The organism is Pseudomonas sessilinigenes (assembly GCF_003850565.1).
Lineage (GTDB): Bacteria > Pseudomonadota > Gammaproteobacteria > Pseudomonadales > Pseudomonadaceae > Aquipseudomonas > Aquipseudomonas sessilinigenes.
Genome location: NZ_CP027706.1, coordinates 4,499,177 through 4,516,901 on the forward strand (window position 1 = coordinate 4,499,177; position 17,725 = coordinate 4,516,901).

Here is a 17,725-nt window from a genome sequence, read left to right on the forward strand (position 1 = left end):
AATAAGCGCGCATTATGAAATAAGCAGGGCCCACCTTACAAAGTCTTTACTCGTTTTTCTGCTGCATGGGCGTGATATCTGCTGGTTTGTCCAGCATATCCCGGATTGACCGGGGCAATGCCTGTGTAAAGGCAGCGACGGGCACAGTCGATGGCTGCGCCCGCCGGCTAGCGCTTACTTGAGCGCGGCAAATGCGCGTTCCGCGGCATCCAGGGTCAGCTTCAGCTCGGTCTCGCCGTGGGCAATCGAGGTGAAGCCGGCTTCGAAGGCGCTTGGCGCCAGGTACACGCCACCTTCGAGCATCAGGTGGAAGAAACGCTTGAACAGATCGGCGTCGCTGGCCATCACATCGTCGAAGGTGACGATGTCGTCAGCGCCGCTGAAGTACAGGCCGAACATGCCGCCTGCCTGGGTGGTGACGAACGGGATGCCGGCGGCATCGGCGCGTTGTTGCAGGCCTTCGAGCAGGCGGCTGGTGTAGTCGCTCAGCTCGGCGTGGAAGCCCGGGCGGCTGATCAGTTTCAGCGTGGTCAGGCCGGCGGCCATGGCCAGTGGGTTACCCGACAGGGTGCCGGCCTGGTAGACCGGGCCCAGTGGGGCGATGCAACCCATGATCTCGCGCTTGCCACCGAAGCAGCCTACCGGCATGCCACCGCCGACGATCTTGCCGAAGGTCGACAGGTCGGGGGTGATGCCGTAGTGGCCCTGGGCGCCACCGAGCGCGACGCGAAAACCGGTCATCACTTCGTCGAAGATCAGCACCACGCCGTGTTTGTCGCACTGCTCGCGCAGGCCTTCGAGGAAGCCTGGCGCGGGTGGTACGCAGTTCATGTTGCCAGCCACTGGCTCGACGATGATGCAGGCCACGGTCTGGCCGACTTCGGCGAGGGTCTTCTCGACGGCGGCGATGTCGTTGAACGGCAGGGTCAGGGTGTGCTTGGCGAAGTCGGCCGGTACCCCGGCCGAGCTTGGTACGCCCTGGGTCAGCAGGCCGGAGCCGGCCTTGACCAGCAGGCTATCGGAGTGACCGTGGTAGCAGCCTTCGAACTTGATGATGGCGTCGCGGCCGGTGTAGCCACGGGCCAGGCGAATGGCGCTCATGGTGGCCTCGGTGCCCGAGCTGACCATGCGCACCATCTCCATGGACGGCACGATGGAGCACACCAGGTCGGCCATCTCGGTCTCCATGGCGGTCGGCGCGCCGTAGGACAGGCCGTGCACCAGCTGCTCGCGAACGGCGTCCAGCACTTGCGGGTGGCTGTGGCCGAGGATCATCGGGCCCCAGGAGCCGACGTAGTCGACATAGCGCTTGTCATCTTCGTCGGTGACGTAGGCACCTTCGGCGTGCTTGAAGAACAGCGGGGTGCCACCCACGCTGCGAAAAGCGCGGACCGGCGAGTTGACGCCACCGGGGATGTGTTTCTGGGCGTTGGCGAACAATGTTTCGGAACGAGACATGGCAGGGCTCTCAAAAAGTTTCAAAGATCGAACAAGGCATTGAAGGCGCGGGCACGACGGGTCACCTGCTCGGCGCTGTCGGCGCCGAACAGCCCGTGGACCACGGCCAGCAGGTCGGCGCCATGGCTGACCAGCGGTGCGGCGTTATCCAGGGTGATGCCGCCGATCGCGCAGATCGGCAGTTGCAGGCTGGCCCGGGCCTGGTCCAACAGCTCGAGGCTGGCAGCAGGTGCGCCCGGTTTGGTGGTGGAATTGAAGAAGCGGCCGAAGGCGACGTAACTGGCACCTTCGCTGGCCGCTTGCTCGGCCAGCTCCAACTGGCTGTGGCAGGTGGCGCCGATGATCGCCTGGCGTCCCAGCAGGGACCGCGCCGGGGTCAGCGGGCCGTCGGTCTGGCCCAGGTGCACGCCGGCACCGATGCGCGCGGCCAGCTCGGCGTCATCGTTGATGATCAGGCGGGTCTTGTAGCGCTCGCAGAGGCCGAGCAGGGCCTCGGCCTCCCGCAGACGTCGGGCTTGATCGGTACTCTTGTCGCGATACTGCAACAGGGTGACGCCACCATCGAGCGCGGCCTCCACGTATTCCAGGAGCTTGCCAGCCATCAGCTGGCTGTCGGTGATGGCGTATAGACCACGTAGCTTCATTGGGCGGGCCTCAGGGCATTACGAGCAGAAATCCAATGGCAAGCGGCGCGGGACGAATTGACCGCGGCCCAGTTGTTCGGCGTCGCGCAGGGTACGCCAGGTGTAGTCCAGGGCTGTCTGTACCGCGCTGGCCAGATGCTCGCCCTGGGCCAGGCGACCGGCGAGGGCGCTGGCCAGGGTACAACCGGAGCCGTGGTAGCTGCCGGGCAGGCGCTGGCAGGTATAGGTTGCGCGCAGGCCGTCGCGGCCGTACAGGCGGTTGTGCACTTCGTGTTCGTCGCCGTGGCCGCCGGTGATCAGCAGGTACTTGATGTAGGGCAGGAGTTTTTCGGCGCATTGGTCGGCGGTGCCTTCGGGCAGTTCCGCCAGGATCCGGGCTTCAGGGAGGTTGGGGGTAGCAATGGTCGCCAGGGGCAACAAGCGCTCGCGCATGGCGTAGCCCACTTCATCCTTGCCCAGGCGGCCACCGCCGCCGGCGCGCAACACCGGATCGCAGACCAGTGGCAGGTGCGGGTGCGCCTGGAGCAGTTCGACCACGGTGTCGACCATCTCCAGGGAACCGAGCATGCCCAGCTTGACCGCGGCGACGGTGGAGTCGTTGAGCACGGCATTGGCCTGGGCCAATACCCACTCGCGATCCAGGACGCGGAAATCGCTGACGTTGACCGTGTCCTGCACGGTCAGGGCGGTGACAGCCGGAGCTGCATGACAACCCTGGGCCAGCAGGGCTTCGATATCTGCCTGCAAGCCGGCGCCGCCACTGGGGTCGTGGCCGGAGAGACAGAGGACAACGGGGCGGGAGCTATAGATATTCATGGGCGGCGAGCTTACCACCAAACGCTTTGGAGCGCGGTGCTTGGCGTGGCGCTGGCGATATGGATCACGATCCTGACCGATGCAACAGCTCTAGCTCGCGCGATTGCGCTGAAACGCCCGTCCTAGAGCCTTTAGCCTAAAATTTTCAATGGTGCTCAATGGCCATCAGCGGCTATGCTAGAGTGGATTCAAACCAATAACAGGTCATGCTGGTTGACGTCTACTCAAAGGGATATGGGGGACTTCCTGACACAACCGGACAAGCCACGCCGGGGCTTTAATGCGCTATTTGCTGATGTTGCTGTTGAGCTTGCCGATGCTGGCTGGTGCCGTCGAGTTCGACGAGTTCACTTCGCACCTGCCCCTGGGCCGAGTGATGCAAGTCTTGGAGGATGCCGGTGGCGAGGCCACGATCGCCGATGTCAGCTCAGGCCCCCTGGCCGCACTATTCAAGCCCCACGAAAAAGACACCCTCAATGCCGGCTATTCGCGTTCGGCGTTCTGGCTGAAGATCGATCTGGACTATCGCCCCGCGAACCCCGCAGCGCAACGCAGCTGGTTGCTGGAGCTGGCCTATCCGCCGCTGGATCGCCTGGACCTGTATCTTCCCGACGAAGCTGGCGGTTATCGCCTGGCCGGGCACACCGGCGATGCCTTGCCCTTCGACAGTCGGCAGATTCGCCAGAACAACTACCTGTTCCATCTGAATTTCTCGCCCCACGAACACAAGACCGTCTACCTGCGCCTGGCCAGTGAGGGGTCGATCCAGGCGCCGGTGAGCCTCTGGTCCAGCACCGCTTATCTCGAGGCACAGCCCATGCGGTTGTACGTGCTCGGGCTGATCTACGGGGTGTTGCTGGGCATGCTGGTATACAACCTGTTCATCTACCTCAGCGTCCGCGACACCAGCTACCTCTACTACATCGTCTATATCGCTTCTTTCGGTCTCTACCAGTTATCGGTCAATGGTGCTGCGGTGGAGTACTTCTGGCCCGACAACCCCTGGTGGGCCAACGCCGCGACACCTTTCTTCATCGGTTCTGCCGGCCTGTTCGGCAGCCAGTTCGCCCGTAGTTTCCTGCAAACGGCCCGGCATAGCCCCTGGGTCGATCGTGTCTTGCTGGCGTTGATGGCCTTCGGGGCCGTGGTCATGGCCCTGTCGCTGATGACCAGCTATGCCCTGGCGCTGCGCCTGGCCACGACCCTGGCCCTGGTCTTCACCGTGGTGATCTATGTGGCGGGAATCGTCGCCTGGTGCCGTGGCTTGCGGGTGGCGCGCTACTTCATCATCGCCTGGTCGGCCTTCCTGTTCGGAGGCGTGATCAACACGCTGATGGTGCTGGGCTATCTGCCCAACGTATTCCTGACCATGTATGCCAGTCAGATCGGCTCGGCGATCGAGGTGGCACTGCTCTCCCTGGCCCTGGCCGACCGCATCAACTCGATGCGCGAGCAACAGGCCCAGACCCTGTTGGAGACCGGACAGAAACTGGAAGTGCTGAACCAGCAACTGGCCCACAGCAACCGGCTCAAGGATGAGTTCCTGGCCACCTTGACCCATGAACTGCGGACCCCGATGAACGGGGTCATCGGCTCCCTGGAGTTGATGCAGACCCTGGAGTTGGACCCGGAGCTTGAGCAATACCAGCAGACCGCCGCCGGCTCTGCACGGGACATGATGCGCATGGTCAATGGCATTCTGACCCTGACCGAGCTGCAGGCCGGCAAGCTCACAGCCCAACTCCAGCCATTCAGCCTGCGCTCGCTGTTGAGCACCCTGCAGACCCAGTTCGGGGCCAGTGCCGCCAACAAGTCCCTGTCTTTCCAGGTCGACCTGGGTGCGAACATGCCTGACCGCCTCCTGGGAGACCGCTGCAAGCTCAGCCATTGCCTGGAGTGCCTGCTGGAAAACGCGGTCAAGTTCACCCCTAGCGGTGGCGTGACCTTGCGAGTGATCAGCAGGCCTGCACGGGCAGGTCGAGTGAGCCTGATCTTCGAGGTGGTCGACAGCGGGATAGGTTTCGTCAATCTGGACGAGGCCACCTTGTACCAACGCTTCTTCCAGCTCGATGGCACCATGACCCGTGAGTACGGTGGCCTGGGCATCGGCCTGGCGATCTGCCGGCAATTGGTGGAACTGCTGGGCGGGCAGTTGACCCATGAGTCCAGCCCTGGCCAGGGCAGTTGTTTCCGCCTGCATGTGGAGCTGGACTCCCAGGAGCCACTGGCTCGCGCTCCTGAGATTGCCCAGCGACGCCGCCCCCAGGATTGCACCGTGCTGCTGGTGGATGACAACGACGTCAATCAGTTGGTACTGCGAGGCATGCTGCTCAAGTTGGGGTACCGGGTGCGTACCGTTGCCGGGCCCACGGATGCCTTGCAGGCCCTGGGGCGCGAGGCTATCAGCGGGGTGCTGGTGGATGGCGATATCAGCACTGCCCAGCTGGGCGCATTTCGTCTTCAGGTCCAGGCGTTACCGGGTTATGCACACCTGCCGATTCTCTTGGCCTGTACGCCAGGCTCCGAGGGATGTGCCGCGGGCCCCGCCATCGATTACCTGGGCAAACCGGTGAAGTTCGAGGAGTTGCAGGCTGTGCTGGCCACATGCGTATTGCGCGTGGAACAGGGCGAAAGCGCCGACATTTAGGCGTATATGCCACTTTGTTCGGGCTGGGGTGGGTGCTTAACTGGGGGCTTGGCACACCCTGAAGGAGCCCTGTGATGAACCTCCACCAGTTCGCTGAAACCCACGAAGTGACCAACCAGCCGCCTGCCCTGGATGGCGCCAACCTCTATCGGATCGACCTGCCGTTGCAGCAATGGATGCGCCGGTTCGATGCCGGCTGGGCCGAGTCCCGGGTCGAGGCCTACGGGGCCCTGGCGGGTGGTCCGTTGATGGAAGCGGGGTTCCTGGCCAACCAGAACAAGCCGGTGTTCAACAGCCATGATCGCTTCGGCCACCGGGTCGACCTGGTGGAGTTCCACCCGGCCTACCATCAGTTGATGCAGGCGGCGATCGAGGGCGGCCTCACGTCCTTGCCCTGGACCCATCCCCAGCCTGGCGCCCACGTAGCGCGGGCCGCCATGACCTACCTGCACAGCCAGGCCGAGGCCGGCAGCGGCTGCCCGCTGACCATGACCTTCGCCTGTGTACCGGCCTTGAAGCTACAGCCGGATATCGCCGAGCAGTGGTTGCCGAAGATCCTCGCCACCGAGTACGACCCGCGCAACGTCGGCATGCAGCACAAGGCCGGGTTGACCATCGGCATGGCCATGACCGAGAAACAGGGCGGCACCGATGTGCGCGCTAACACCACCCGGGCCTACCCGGTAGGGGCCACAGGGCCGGGGCAGGCCTATGAGCTGGTCGGGCACAAGTGGTTCTGCTCGGCGCCGATGTGCGATGCCTTCCTGACCCTGGCCCAGACCGACAAGGGCCTGACCTGTTTCCTGCTGCCGCGCCATCGCCCAGATGACAGTCGCAACCAGTTCTATATCCAGCGCCTGAAGAACAAGCTGGGCAACCAATCCAACGCTTCCAGCGAAGTGGAGTTTCGCGGCGCCCTGGCCTGGATGGTGGGAGAGGAGGGGCGAGGGGTGCCGACCATCATCGAGATGGTGGCCATGACCCGCTTCGACTGCATGGTCGGTTCCAGCTCGCTGATGCGCCAGGCCCTGACCCAGGCCAGCCATCATTGTGCCCATCGCAGCGTCGGTGGCCGGGTGCTCGGCGAGCAGCGGCTGATGCAGAACGTGCTGGCCGACCTGGCCCTGGAGAGCGAGGCCGCCCTGGCCCTGAGCATGCGCATGGGCCGGGCCCTGGATCACCAGGACGATGCCCAGGAAGCGAAGTTCTCGCGCCTGGTGACGGCGGTGGGCAAGTACTGGATCTGCAAGCGGGCCCCGGCCATGATCAACGAAGCCGCCGAATGCATGGGCGGCGCCGGTTATGTCGAGGACAGCATCCTGCCGCGGCTGTACCGCGAGGCGCCGGTGAATTCCACCTGGGAAGGTTCCGGCAACGTCCAGTGCCTGGATGTGCTGCGGGCCCTGTCGAAGGAGCCAGGCGTGCTCGATGCATTGTTCGCCGAGTTGGGCGATGGCCATGGCGACAAGCACCTGGCCGCCCATATCGCCGGGCTGAAGGCGGGTTTCAAGGACACCGATGACATCCAGTACCGCGCTCGCCAGCTGACCGAGGACATTGCCCTGGGCCTGCAGGCCAAGCTATTGCTGGAGGCCGGCAACCAGGTGGTCGCCGATGCCTTCATCGCCAGTCGCCTGGGTGGCCAGTCCGGGCGGGTCTACGGCACCCTGCCGCGCGGGCTGGACGTAGCCGCCATCGTTGCCCGCTCCACTCCACAGGGCTTCTGAGGCGTGGCCGGGGTCGGTTCGCCGGCCCCGACTGTGATGCCACTGTTCCCGTGGGACGAGGTTGCAGGCAAGATGGATGCCTGCAAGATCAGAACACAGGGTGCTCATCGTGACCGAAGCTTTTATTGTCGTTCAATCCGCCGAACAAGCCGTGGACCGGCTGGCTGCTCTGCACGAGCGGGCCACCACGGCGCTGAGCCAGGCGCTCAAGCGTTACCTTAAGGACCGCGTCGAACCGGATGCCGAACAACGAGCGTTGTTCCGCTACCCCGAGCTGCGCCTGACCTATCACTGCCAGGGCGAAGTACCCCAGACCACCCGGGCCTATGCCAAGGTCCAGCTGCCGGGTACCTACAGTGTCACCGTCACTCACCCTGCGGCCTTTCGCAATTACCTGCTCGAGCAGCTGGTGCCGTTGATGCACGATTTCACCGTGACGGTGGAAGTGGGTGTCAGCGAGCAGAACATTCCCTATCCCTATGTCGTCGAGCAGGGCGATGAGCTGGCTGGCTCCGGTGTAACTGCCGCGGCCCTGGCCCGGGTCTTCCCGAGCACCGACCTGTCGGCCGCCACCGATGGCATCGCCGATGGGCTCTACGACTGGGAAAACACCGATCCACTGCCCCTGGCGCTGTTCGATGCCGCACGGGTGGATTTTTCCCTGCGTCGCCTGGTGCACTACACCGGCAGCGACTGGCGCCATGTGCAGCCGTGGATCCTGCTGACCAACTACCACCGCTATGTCGACCAGTTCATCGTCCATGGCCTGGAGCAACTGCGCAGCGACCCGCGTTTCGTGCGCATGGTCTTGCCGGGCAACGTGATCATCGAGAAGGGCATGGACCACGGCGAGGCCTCGGCCATTGCCGCCGGCGTGGTCTGGCACCGCTACCAGATGCCGGCCTACCACCTGCAGGCCAGCGATGGCCACGGCGTGACCCTGGTGAACATCGGGGTCGGTCCGTCCAATGCCAAGAACATCACCGACCACCTGGCAGTACTGCGTCCTCATTGCTGGCTGATGATTGGCCACTGCGGCGGCCTGCGGCAGTCCCAGACCATTGGCGACTACGTGCTGGCCCACGCCTACATGCGCCGCGACGGCATTCTCGATCGCGTGGTGCCGCCGAATATCCCGATTCCAGCCCTGGCCGAGGTCCAGCTGGCGCTGCAACAAGCGGCGGCCAATGTCACGGGGGAGAAGGGCGAGCAACTCAAGAAGCGCCTGCGCACCGGCACCGTGCTGACCTACGACGACCGCAACTGGGAATTGCGCTGGGCCGAGGAGCGGCCGCTGATCAACCTGTCCCGGGCTGTGGCGGTGGACATGGAAAGCGGCACCATCGCTGCCCAGGGCTATCGCCTGCGGGTGCCTTACGGCACCTTGTTGTGTGTTTCGGACAAGCCCCTGCACAGCGAGATCAAGCTGCCGGGATCGGCCAACGCTTTCTATGAGCGCGCAGTCAGCCAGCACCTGAAGATCGGCATCGAGGCCGTGGACCTGCTGCGCAGCGAGCTCAACTCCCTGCACTCGCGCAAACTGCGCAGCTTCGACGAGCCGCCGTTCCGCTGACACCTCGCCCATGGTCATTTGGCGATCAGGCCACTAGCATGGTCGGTCCTGATCGCTGAATGTTCCCGTCTCTATGTCTCGTCCGCCTCGTCCTGCTTCCCGCCGCCCCGGCGCGAAGCCGTTTTCTGCATCCCCCGCCAAGCGCGTGGCCAAGGCGCCGCCCGCCGAGCCACGGTTGATCCTGTTCAACAAGCCGTTCGACGTGCTGACCCAGTTCAGCGACGGCGAGGGCCGGGCGACGCTCAAGGATTTCATCGCCATCCCCGGGGTCTATCCCGCCGGGCGCCTGGACCGCGACAGCGAGGGCCTGTTGCTGCTGACCAACGACGGCCAGTTGCAGGCGCGCATCGCCGATCCCAAGCACAAGCTGGCCAAGACCTATTGGGTGCAGGTGGAAGGCGAGCCCAGCGCCGAGCAGTTGCAGCGCTTGTGCGACGGCGTGGAGCTTAACGACGGCATGACCTTGCCGGCCCAGGCTCGCCAACTCGAAGAACCGCAATTGTGGCCGCGCAATCCGCCGGTGCGTTTTCGCAAGAGCGTACCGACCAGCTGGCTGGAGCTGGTGATCCGCGAAGGGCGCAATCGCCAGGTACGGCGCATGACGGCGGCAGTGGGCTTGCCGACCTTGCGCCTGGTACGGGTGCGGATCGGTGACTGGACCCTGGATGGCCTCGATCAAGGCCAGTGGAAGGAAGTGCCAGCGCGGCTATAGGGCGCCGGTTTCGATCAGGCCGATCACCACGCTCTTGATGATGAACGCGGCCACGCCAAGACCCAGGACGAAGAACAGGATGAACGAGCCGAAACGTCCGGCCTTGGATTTCTTGGCCAGGTCCCAGACGATGAAACCCATGAAAATGATCAGGATGCTGACCAGGCCAGTCATCATCCATTCTTCGAATACTGCTGGATCCATCGATCATCTCCAGTGCAGGCAGGATAAAAAAGCCGGGCGAGTATACGCCAAGCGACCTGGGCCAGGCATTGATCTGCATGCGTTACGTCGCCACAGCGACAATCGGGCGCAGAGCCTGGCCGAATCCGCAGGGGGTCGTCAGTTGCGCAGGTGGGTCAGGGGCAATTCGGTGCTATTGAGCACCTGGTTGAGCACGAAGCTGGAGCGGACGCTGGTGACCCCTTCGATGCGGGTGAGGTGGCCCAGCAGCAGCTTCTGGTAGTGATCCATGTCCGGTACCACGACCTTGAGCTGGTAGTCGGCGTCGATCCCGGTGACCAGGCTGCACTCGAGCACCTGGGGCAGGTTGCGGATCGCCGCTTCGAAATTCTCGAAGCGTTCCGGGGTGTGCCGGTCCATGCCGATCAGCACATAGGCCGTCAGGCTCAGGCCGAGCATCTTGCGGTCCAGGAGCGCGACCTGGCGCGAGATGTAGCCGTCGTCTTCCAGCTGCTTGACCCGGCGCGAGCAAGGCGAAGGCGACAGGCCGATGCGTTCGGCCAGTTCCTGGTTGGAGATGCGGGCGTCGCGTTGCAATTCCGCCAAAATGCTCAGGTCGTAGCGGTCGAGTTTGCTCATTGTTCAGGCCTTTGTCTTAACTATTGCGTCGAATTATCTATCTTGGGTTAAAAATTGCGCAAGAGTTGTTTTTGAAAGCAATCTTCGCAATCCCCTGTCGCAGGCCCAAGCCTATGCTTATCACCAGAATCACTGCCCGGACATAGAGTCCACTGCGGCCCGCCGAATCAGGCCTGCCGCGGCCGCCAACCCCACAGGGTTGGGCAGGCCCCCGGGCTGCACCCTGTCCAGAAGACGGAGTGAGGTGAGCCGGTGCCACAAGCGCCGAGCACGGACAAAATCTCAAGGGGTGGCCGACGGGCCGCCCTTTTTTATTGCCTGCGAAATAAGTTTCGTGACTGATAATCTCTAGCAGAACCGCCCTGGGCTTTTGCCAGTCTTATGTTCAGGTCCCCCAATTCGCAGTGAGGAATAGCATGAAGTCGCGCATCTGGCGTATGGCAGGTGTTGGTGTGTTGTGCGTGAGCGTCAGCGCGCAGGTGTTCGCCGATGAGCGAGACGAGAGGCGCCCTCCCCAGCAGGGAGAGCAGGCCGGGGGCCAGCGCGAACATGCTCCTGAAGGCCGCAGGGAGAACAACCAGGGCCATCCGGCGTACCAGCAGCCCCCGCAGCAACCCCGTGTGCAGAACGAAATCATCCGTGGCGACAACAGCCGTCAGTTCGAGCGCAGCCCTCAACATCAGGAAGGGCAGTGGCAGGAACGCCCCCGCCATGAGGCCGAGCAGCAGGGGCGGCCAGCGCCACAACCGGCCCCGAACCTGCCGATCCAGCCGCGCCCGGATACTGTGCGCCAGACCCAGGAGCCACAACGTGGCTATTACCAGGACATCCCCCGGCGCAACGATTACAACCCGCATTGGCAGGCCGGCAATCCGGGTTGGCGCCCAGACAATCGCCACCCCAATGACAATCGCTGGCCGGGTCGTCCTGACGGTCGTGGCAACGGTTGGGGCCCGGGGCCGCAATACCGCCCGGGTTATGTGATCGACCGTTTTCCCGAGCGCAATTTTCGCGTGCCGTATCGTGGCCACGACTACTTCTTCTCGGGTGGCTACTGGTATCGCCCCCAGGGCACGCGCTATGTGGTGGTGACCCCGCCCTATGGCATCCGCGTGGGCTACCTGCCCGATTACGCGCGTGAAGTGTGGATCGGCAGCGCGCTGTTCTTCCTTGCCGCCGGTGCCTACTACACCTATGAGGCCAACACCCAGGAGTACGTGGTGGTGGAGCCGCCGGCAGGCGTCGCGCCACCTGCGCCGCAACCGGTTGGCAATGGCTATGACGTCATGGCCTATCCGGTCAACGGCCAGCCGCCGCAGCAGGTCGATCAGGACCGCTATGACTGTTATCGCTGGGCGGTGCAGCAGAGTGGTTTCGATCCGGCCAGTGTGACCTACCAGCCGGCGCCCGAAGTGGTCCAGGCCTATCGCCAGGCCCAGGGCAATTGCCTGAGCTCACGGGGCTACCAGGTGACCTACTGAGCCCTGGCGGCCTTGACCACTTCCTGCGGGTCGGCGTGCACCAGCACTTCGGCCCGTGGATAGGCGGCGTGGATCGCATCGGCGGCCTGGTCGCTGATGCCGTGGGCCACCCTCAGAGTCAGGTCGCCGGGTAGCTCCAGGTGCAGTTGGACGAACCAGCGGCTGCCGGAAATCCGCGTCCGCAAATCATGCGCGCCCAACACTCCAGGTACTGCGCAGGCCAGTTCCAGCATGCGCTGGCTGACCTCGGGAGGGAGTTCTTCGTCCATCAGCACCGAGAAGCTTTCCCGGGCGATCTGGATCGCGCTCCAGAGGATGTACACGGCGATCCCCAAGCCGAACCAGGCGTCCACCTGCTGCCAGCCGAAGGCCGCCAGGGCCAGGGCCAGGAGGATGCTGCCGTTGAGCATCAGGTCGGAGCGATAGTGCAGTGAGTCCGCCCGTACCGCGTTGGAGCCGGTGGCCCGGATCACCCGATGCTGCAACACCAGCAAGGCGCTGGTCAGCACCAGCGACAGGACGATCACCCCGATGCTCAGCCAGGGCGCCCCGACCGGTTCCGGGTGGTGCAGGCGCTCGACCGCCTGGAAGGCGATCAGTACCGCGCTGCCCGCGATGAACAGGGCCTGGGCCATGCCCGCCAGGGATTCGGCCTTGCCATGGCCATAGCGATGGTCATCGTCGGCCGGGCGCAGGGCGTAGTGCACGGCCAGCAGGTTGAGCAGCGAGGTGAAGCCGTCGAGCACCGAGTCGGTCAGGCCGGCGAGCATGCTCACCGAGCCGCTGAGCCACCAGGCCACGGCCTTGGTCAGGATCAGGATACCGGCCACGGTGACCGAGGCGCGGGTGGCTAGGCGCAGGAGGCGAGCGTGTTCCGGGCTACCGATCATGGGGTTTCCTTGTGTGGCGCGTTCAAGCGGCCGGTTGCAGTCCGTACAGGGCCAGTTGTTGCACGCTGCCCTTGTGCTGGATCAGGCGTGGATCGTCCAGTGGGAAGTGGCCCCCCAGTTCCTGTTCGAGGATGGCCTGCAACTTGCGCTTGTCGACTGTACCGTCGGCGCCGATGGCCTGCTGGAGTTTCTCCGGTGCGACCTGTGCGGTCTTGCCCGGCTCCAGGTAGATGGCGCCAGTGGCGAAATCGACACCGAAGGCGATCAGCCCCGGGATCACGTAGAACAGCAGGCCCACGGCATCCAGCGCCACGATCACCGGATCGATCTTGCCGTCGATCTGGCCGCGCCGGTCGGGGAAGAAGATCGAGCCACAGGCGGTGAGCTGGGTCAGCAGGGTGGTCACCAGGATGCCGCCGATGACACGGTGGGGAATACGCATGGATATCTCCTAACAGGCATGAAGGCCCGGACAAATGGTGCGGTGGGGCGAGTCTTGTCGATCAGCACTCAGACCATGATCAGCCCCGGGCAGTTCGCCGTTATACTCGCGCCTCTGTTTTGGAGCCAGCATGAAATCCTTGCCGATCGATGAAGTTTTGCCTGCACTGCGTGACGCCTTGGCGACGCGCCACGAAGCGGTGCTCGAAGCCCCGCCCGGCGCCGGCAAGACCACCCGCGTGCCCCTGGCGTTGCTGGACCAGGATTGGCTGGCCGGGCAAACCATCCTCATGCTCGAACCCCGGCGCCTGGCCGCCCGTGCCGCCGCCGAGCGCCTGGCCAGCGAACTGGGGGAAAAGGTCGGGGAAACCGTGGGCTATCGCATCCGCCTGGACAGCAAGGTCGGTCCGCGTACCCGTATCGAAGTGGTCACCGAAGGCATTCTCACCCGGCGCCTGCAGGACGACCCGGCCCTGGAGGGTGTCGGCCTGCTGATCTTCGACGAGTTCCACGAGCGCAGCCTGGATGCCGACCTGGCCCTGGCCCTGAGCCTCAATGGCCGCGAACTGTTCCGTGACGAGCAACCGCTGAAGATCCTGCTGATGTCGGCGACCCTGGAGGGCGAGCGCCTGTCGGCGTTGCTGGACGCTGCGCCGATCCTGCGCAGCGAGGGGCGCATGTTTCCGGTGGCCCAGCGCTGGGGCCGGCCGTTCCAGCCTGGTGAGTTCATCGAGCCGCGGGTGGTGCAGGCGGTCCTGGAGGCGATCCATGACGAGAGCGGCAGCCTGCTGGTGTTCCTCCCGGGCCAGGCGGAGATTCGCCGGGTGCACCAGCAATTGAGCGAGGCCTTGGGCGAGCGTGACGAGATCCTGCTGTGCCCGTTGCACGGCGAACTGGAGCTTGCCGCCCAGCGTGCCGCCATCGATCCGGCGCCGCCGGGCAAACGCAAGGTGGTGCTGGCCACCAACATCGCCGAAACCAGCCTGACCATCGACGGGGTGCGGGTGGTGGTGGATGCCGGGCTGGCGCGGGTGCCGCGCTTCGATCCCGGCAGCGGCATGACCCGCCTCGATACCCAACGCATCTCCCGGGCCAGTGCCACCCAGCGTGCCGGTCGCGCCGGGCGGCTGGAGCCAGGGGTGTGCTACCGGCTGTGGTCGGCGGACCAGCAAGAACAACTGGCCGCCCACGCCAGCCCGGAGATACTCCAGGCCGATCTGGCCGGCCTGGCGTTGCAACTGGCGCGTTGGGGCGTGGCGCCAGACCAGTTGGCCTGGCTGGATGCGCCGCCCAGCGCCGCCTACGCCCAGGCCCAGGACCTGTTGATGCGCCTGGGCGCGCTCGACGGGGAAGGCAACCTGACCCGTCACGGCCAGGCCATGGCCGAGTTGCCGGCCCACCCGCGGATCGCCCATCTGTTGCTGCGCGGCCAATCCCTGGGGCTGGCGCCGATGGCTTGCGATGTTGCGGCCTTGCTTGGCGAGCGGGACATCCTGCGGGGAGCCGACGCCGACCTGCACAGCCGCCTGGTGCTGCTCTCGGGTGAGGCGCGGGCTGCCCGTGGCGCCCAGGGTGGCGTGCAGCGGGCCCGGCAACTGGCGCGCCAATACCGCGGCTACCTGCGCGGCCAAGCCGATGCGGCGGTAGCCGATCCCGAGCATCCACGCTGGCTCGGTGCCTTGCTGGCCCTGGCCTATCCCGACCGGGTGGCCCAGCAACGGCGCCCGGGTGGCGCCGAGTACCGCCTGGCCAATGGCCGTGCGGCCCTGTTCAGCGAGCCCGACAACCTGATGAAACAACCCTGGCTGGTGATCGCCGACCTGGGCAGCCGCCAGGGCCAGCGTGAGGAGCGGATCTACCTGGCTGCGGATTTCGATCCAGCGCTGTTCGAAACGGTGCTGGCCGAGCAGGTGCGTAACGTCGACCAGTTGGACTGGGACGAGCGTGAAGGCCTGTTGCGGGCAGAAAGGCAACGCAAGGTGGGCGAACTGGTGCTCAGCCGCGAGCCGCTGCCGGGCCTGGATGAAAGCGCCCGCTGCCTGGCCCTGGTCCAGCTGGTGCGGCGCAAGGGCCTGGAGCTGTTGCCCTGGACCGCCGAGCTGCGCCAGTGGCAGGCCCGGGTGGCCCTGTTGCGCCAGCTGGAACTGGCCGCCAAGGCTGAAAGCCAGTGGCCGGATGTCAGCGATGCGGCCTTGCTTGAGGGGCTGGAACACTGGTTGGCGCCGTACCTGGGCAAGGTCTCGCGCCTGGCCCACTTCGCCAACCTGGACCTGGCCGGCATCCTGCTCGGCTTGCTGCCCTGGCCCTTGCCCCAGCGCCTGGACGAGCTGGCCCCGCAGCACCTGAAGGTGCCATCCGGCTCTTCGATCCGCCTGGACTACAGCGAGCAGCCGCCGATTCTCGCGGTGCGCCTGCAAGAGTTGTTCGGCCTGGCCGAAACCCCACGCATCGCCGACGGCCGCCAGGCGGTCAAGTTGCACTTGCTGTCCCCCGCCCGCCGCCCGGTGCAGGTGACCCAGGACCTGGCGAACTTCTGGCGCAGCACCTACGCCGAGGTCAAGAAGGACCTCAAGGGGCGCTACCCCAAGCACTACTGGCCGGATGATCCGCTGATCGCCGAAGCCACCGCCCGGGCCAAGCCCAGGGGGACCTGACAGGCCGCCCCGAAGCCTCCGCCGAACAGCGGGGGCACCGCAAGCCGTCCTGCCCAGCCATTTTTCGTCACTGCCTGGCCTCCTCCCGTCGACAGCGGGAGCGGTTCGTGCTGCCTGTTTTTTACCAATGCCTTTAAAGGTGATCGTTGCGCACGATTACCTGCGGCGGTGTTTCGCCTCGATATCCGCTGGGTCACCTGGAAAACATCCTGATTGTCCGCGGCTCACGGCTATCGACAAGGAGGATTTTGCTTGGAATTTAATGGATATTTCATGTTTATTTGCTTGTGAATAAATAACATTTAGGAATTTGTTTTAAGCTTTTTATGCGATTTTTGAACGTGGAAGGGTCAATTAATTTGATTTAAATCAATTGGATAAGTATTTGCCGTGATCCTGGTGGTTATCTTGAAAATATTTTTCGGTACTTTTACCGTGAATATTCAATTGACATTTCATGTAAAAAATCACGATTCTTGGCCATCGGCACCCATAACAAGAGAGACAGCCCATGCCGCCTTGCTCGATCCATGCCCCTGCGCACGCCTGGCGCTTGCCTTCGGCCAGCCCTGACATCTCTCCAGCGGTTTTCGCTGGTGCCCATCCTTGCTGCGCAAGCGGCGTTTTCCCTCCTGCCATCTAGTACTCAACCGCACCTGAGACGGAGAAAGTCCATGGATTCGCTTTGCCTGCATTCGGCGCCTGCTTCGGCGCTGGCCTCCGGACCGGCCTTCGAGGCCTTGCTTGAGACTATTCGTGATCGTGCCCGCCTGGGAGAGTTCGATCGTCAGCGCCATATCTCCCGAGACGTGATCGACGGCTTCAAGGCCCACGGTGTCTACCGTGCCCTAGTGCCCCGTCGATTCGGCGGGTTGGAATGCTCGCCCGGGGAGTTCTGCCAGATGATCGAGCGTATCTCCCACGCCGATGGTTCGGCGGGCTGGGTGGCCAGCTTCGGCATGAGCCCGGTGTACCTGGCGGCGCTGCCCCTGGCGACCATCGCCCGAATCTATGGCGACAACCCCGATACGGTATTTGCCGGAGGTATCTTTCCACCGCAACCGGCTGAAGTGGTGGCGGGCGGCTTCAGGGTTAACGGGCGCTGGAAGTATTCCAGCGGTTCGCTGGGCGCCGATATCGTCGGTGTCGGTATCGCTCCGTGCCACGGCGACAAGCTCGACCTGCCGCGCCTGGCCGTGCTGCCCAAAGCTCAGGCACGTATCGAGGAAACCTGGGACACCGTGGGCTTGCTGGGCACGGGCAGTCATGACCTGGTGGTGGAGGACGTGCGGGTGGACGAGGACTGGACATTCGTCCGTGGCGGCCTGCCCAACCTGGACGAGGCATTTTTTCGTTATCCATCGCTGGCCTTCGCCACACAGGTACTGTCGGTGGTCGGCCTGGGAGTCGCCCGTGCCGCCCTGGACGAGTTGTCGGCCATGGCCAGCGGGCGAATATCGGTGACTGGGGCCCCTGCGCTGGCCGACCGTCCGCTGGCCCAGGTAGACGTGGCCAAGGCCGAGGCGGCGCTGCGTTCGGCCCGGGCCTTCTTCTACGAATCCATCGAGCGCGCCTGGGACCATGTGCTGGCTGGTGATCCTGTGCCGCAGGAGGCCACCAACCTGCTGCGCCTGTCTTCTACCCATGCCACGCGCATCGCCGCTGAGGTGGCGCGCAACGCACAGATGCTCTCCGGTATGACCGGCATCTACCACGACAGCCCCCTGGCTCGCTGCGTCAACGACGCCCAGGTGGTCACCCAGCACGCCTTCATGGGCGATGTCACCTATCAGAACGCCGGAGCGATGTTCTTCGGCAAGCAGCCCCTGCCGGGCTACCTGTAACCATCGAGGAGAAATC

At 64.5% G+C, this 17,725-nt stretch carries 15 protein-coding genes; 7 read left to right on the forward strand and 8 right to left on the reverse strand.

What is annotated here, in order from left to right; all coding sequences use genetic code 11:
- Positions 1 to 174: 174 nt before the first annotated feature.
- Genes hemL through C4K39_RS20860 form a run of 3 tightly spaced genes read right to left on the reverse strand, consistent with a single transcriptional unit; the run spans position 175 to position 2,918 of the window.
- On the reverse strand, positions 175 to 1,458 hold the full coding sequence (gene hemL, locus C4K39_RS20850; RefSeq protein WP_068579618.1) for a glutamate-1-semialdehyde 2,1-aminomutase: 1,284 nt from the start codon (positions 1,456 to 1,458) through the stop codon (positions 175 to 177).
- A 20-nt stretch (positions 1,459 to 1,478) separates the two neighbouring features.
- Complete coding sequence (gene thiE, locus C4K39_RS20855) at positions 1,479 to 2,102, reverse strand: thiamine phosphate synthase (RefSeq protein WP_068579622.1); 624 nt, start codon at positions 2,100 to 2,102, stop codon at positions 1,479 to 1,481.
- An 18-nt stretch (positions 2,103 to 2,120) separates the two neighbouring features.
- Entirely contained in the window at positions 2,121 to 2,918 is a 798-nt protein-coding gene (locus C4K39_RS20860; protein ID WP_068579625.1) for a hydroxymethylpyrimidine/phosphomethylpyrimidine kinase, read from the reverse strand.
- A 280-nt stretch (positions 2,919 to 3,198) separates the two neighbouring features.
- On the opposite strand from C4K39_RS20860, the gene C4K39_RS20865 reads away from it, so the two are divergent.
- The 4 genes from C4K39_RS20865 (at position 3,199) to C4K39_RS20880 (ending at position 9,577) form a co-directional block, all read left to right on the forward strand.
- Positions 3,199 to 5,565: a hybrid sensor histidine kinase/response regulator gene (locus C4K39_RS20865; RefSeq protein WP_068579628.1), complete on the forward strand. Its 2,367-nt coding sequence runs from the start codon at positions 3,199 to 3,201 to the stop codon at positions 5,563 to 5,565.
- Positions 5,566 to 5,639: 74 nt separating this feature from the next.
- Positions 5,640 to 7,292, forward strand: coding sequence for an acyl-CoA dehydrogenase family protein (locus tag C4K39_RS20870; RefSeq protein WP_124347299.1), 1,653 nt, complete (start codon positions 5,640 to 5,642; stop codon positions 7,290 to 7,292).
- Positions 7,293 to 7,368: 76 nt separating this feature from the next.
- A complete protein-coding gene (gene amn / locus C4K39_RS20875; protein WP_164487308.1) occupies positions 7,369 to 8,865 on the forward strand; it encodes an AMP nucleosidase in 1,497 nt (498 codons plus the stop codon).
- Between the two features lie 145 nt (positions 8,866 to 9,010).
- Positions 9,011 to 9,577, forward strand: coding sequence for a pseudouridine synthase (locus C4K39_RS20880; protein ID WP_164485066.1), 567 nt, complete (start codon positions 9,011 to 9,013; stop codon positions 9,575 to 9,577).
- Here the strand turns inward: C4K39_RS20880 and C4K39_RS20885 are convergent.
- Positions 9,572 to 9,781: a DUF2788 domain-containing protein gene (locus tag C4K39_RS20885; protein WP_022641176.1), complete on the reverse strand. Its 210-nt coding sequence runs from the start codon at positions 9,779 to 9,781 to the stop codon at positions 9,572 to 9,574. The genes C4K39_RS20880 and C4K39_RS20885 overlap by 6 nt on opposite strands.
- Positions 9,782 to 9,919: 138 nt before the next feature.
- Positions 9,920 to 10,399 carry an Lrp/AsnC family transcriptional regulator gene (locus C4K39_RS20890; RefSeq protein ID WP_068579645.1) on the reverse strand — a complete coding sequence of 160 codons (480 nt, stop codon included), beginning with the start codon at positions 10,397 to 10,399 and terminating at the stop codon, positions 9,920 to 9,922.
- A gap of 416 nt (positions 10,400 to 10,815) precedes the next feature.
- Between C4K39_RS20890 and C4K39_RS20895 the strand changes: the two genes are divergently transcribed.
- Positions 10,816 to 11,880 (forward strand): DUF6515 family protein, encoded by a 1,065-nt coding sequence (locus C4K39_RS20895; protein ID WP_068579648.1) that lies wholly within the window; start codon positions 10,816 to 10,818, stop codon positions 11,878 to 11,880.
- Here C4K39_RS20895 and C4K39_RS20900 read toward each other — a convergent pair.
- The gene (locus C4K39_RS20900) at positions 11,874 to 12,770 is read right to left on the reverse strand and encodes a cation diffusion facilitator family transporter (RefSeq protein ID WP_068579651.1); all 897 of its coding nucleotides are present in this window, start codon (positions 12,768 to 12,770) and stop codon (positions 11,874 to 11,876) included. The genes C4K39_RS20895 and C4K39_RS20900 overlap by 7 nt on opposite strands.
- 22 nt (positions 12,771 to 12,792) lie before the next feature.
- Complete coding sequence (pmcY, locus tag C4K39_RS20905) at positions 12,793 to 13,212, reverse strand: periplasmic Zn2+ metallochaperone PmcY (protein ID WP_022641172.1); 420 nt, start codon at positions 13,210 to 13,212, stop codon at positions 12,793 to 12,795.
- A 130-nt stretch (positions 13,213 to 13,342) separates the two neighbouring features.
- Between pmcY and hrpB the strand changes: the two genes are divergently transcribed.
- The gene (gene hrpB, locus C4K39_RS20910) at positions 13,343 to 15,865 is read left to right on the forward strand and encodes an ATP-dependent helicase HrpB (RefSeq protein WP_124347302.1); all 2,523 of its coding nucleotides are present in this window, start codon (positions 13,343 to 13,345) and stop codon (positions 15,863 to 15,865) included.
- 369 nt (positions 15,866 to 16,234) lie between these two features.
- Here the strand turns inward: hrpB and C4K39_RS20915 are convergent, their stop codons facing one another.
- Positions 16,235 to 16,504 carry a hypothetical protein gene (locus C4K39_RS20915; protein WP_124347303.1) on the reverse strand — a complete coding sequence of 90 codons (270 nt, stop codon included), beginning with the start codon at positions 16,502 to 16,504 and terminating at the stop codon, positions 16,235 to 16,237.
- Positions 16,505 to 16,539: 35 nt separating this feature from the next.
- Here C4K39_RS20915 and iacA point away from each other — a divergent pair, with 35 nt between their 5' ends.
- Complete coding sequence (gene iacA / locus C4K39_RS20920; RefSeq protein ID WP_124347304.1) at positions 16,540 to 17,709, forward strand: indole-3-acetate monooxygenase; 1,170 nt, start codon at positions 16,540 to 16,542, stop codon at positions 17,707 to 17,709.
- The last annotated feature ends 16 nt before the right edge of the window (positions 17,710 to 17,725 follow it).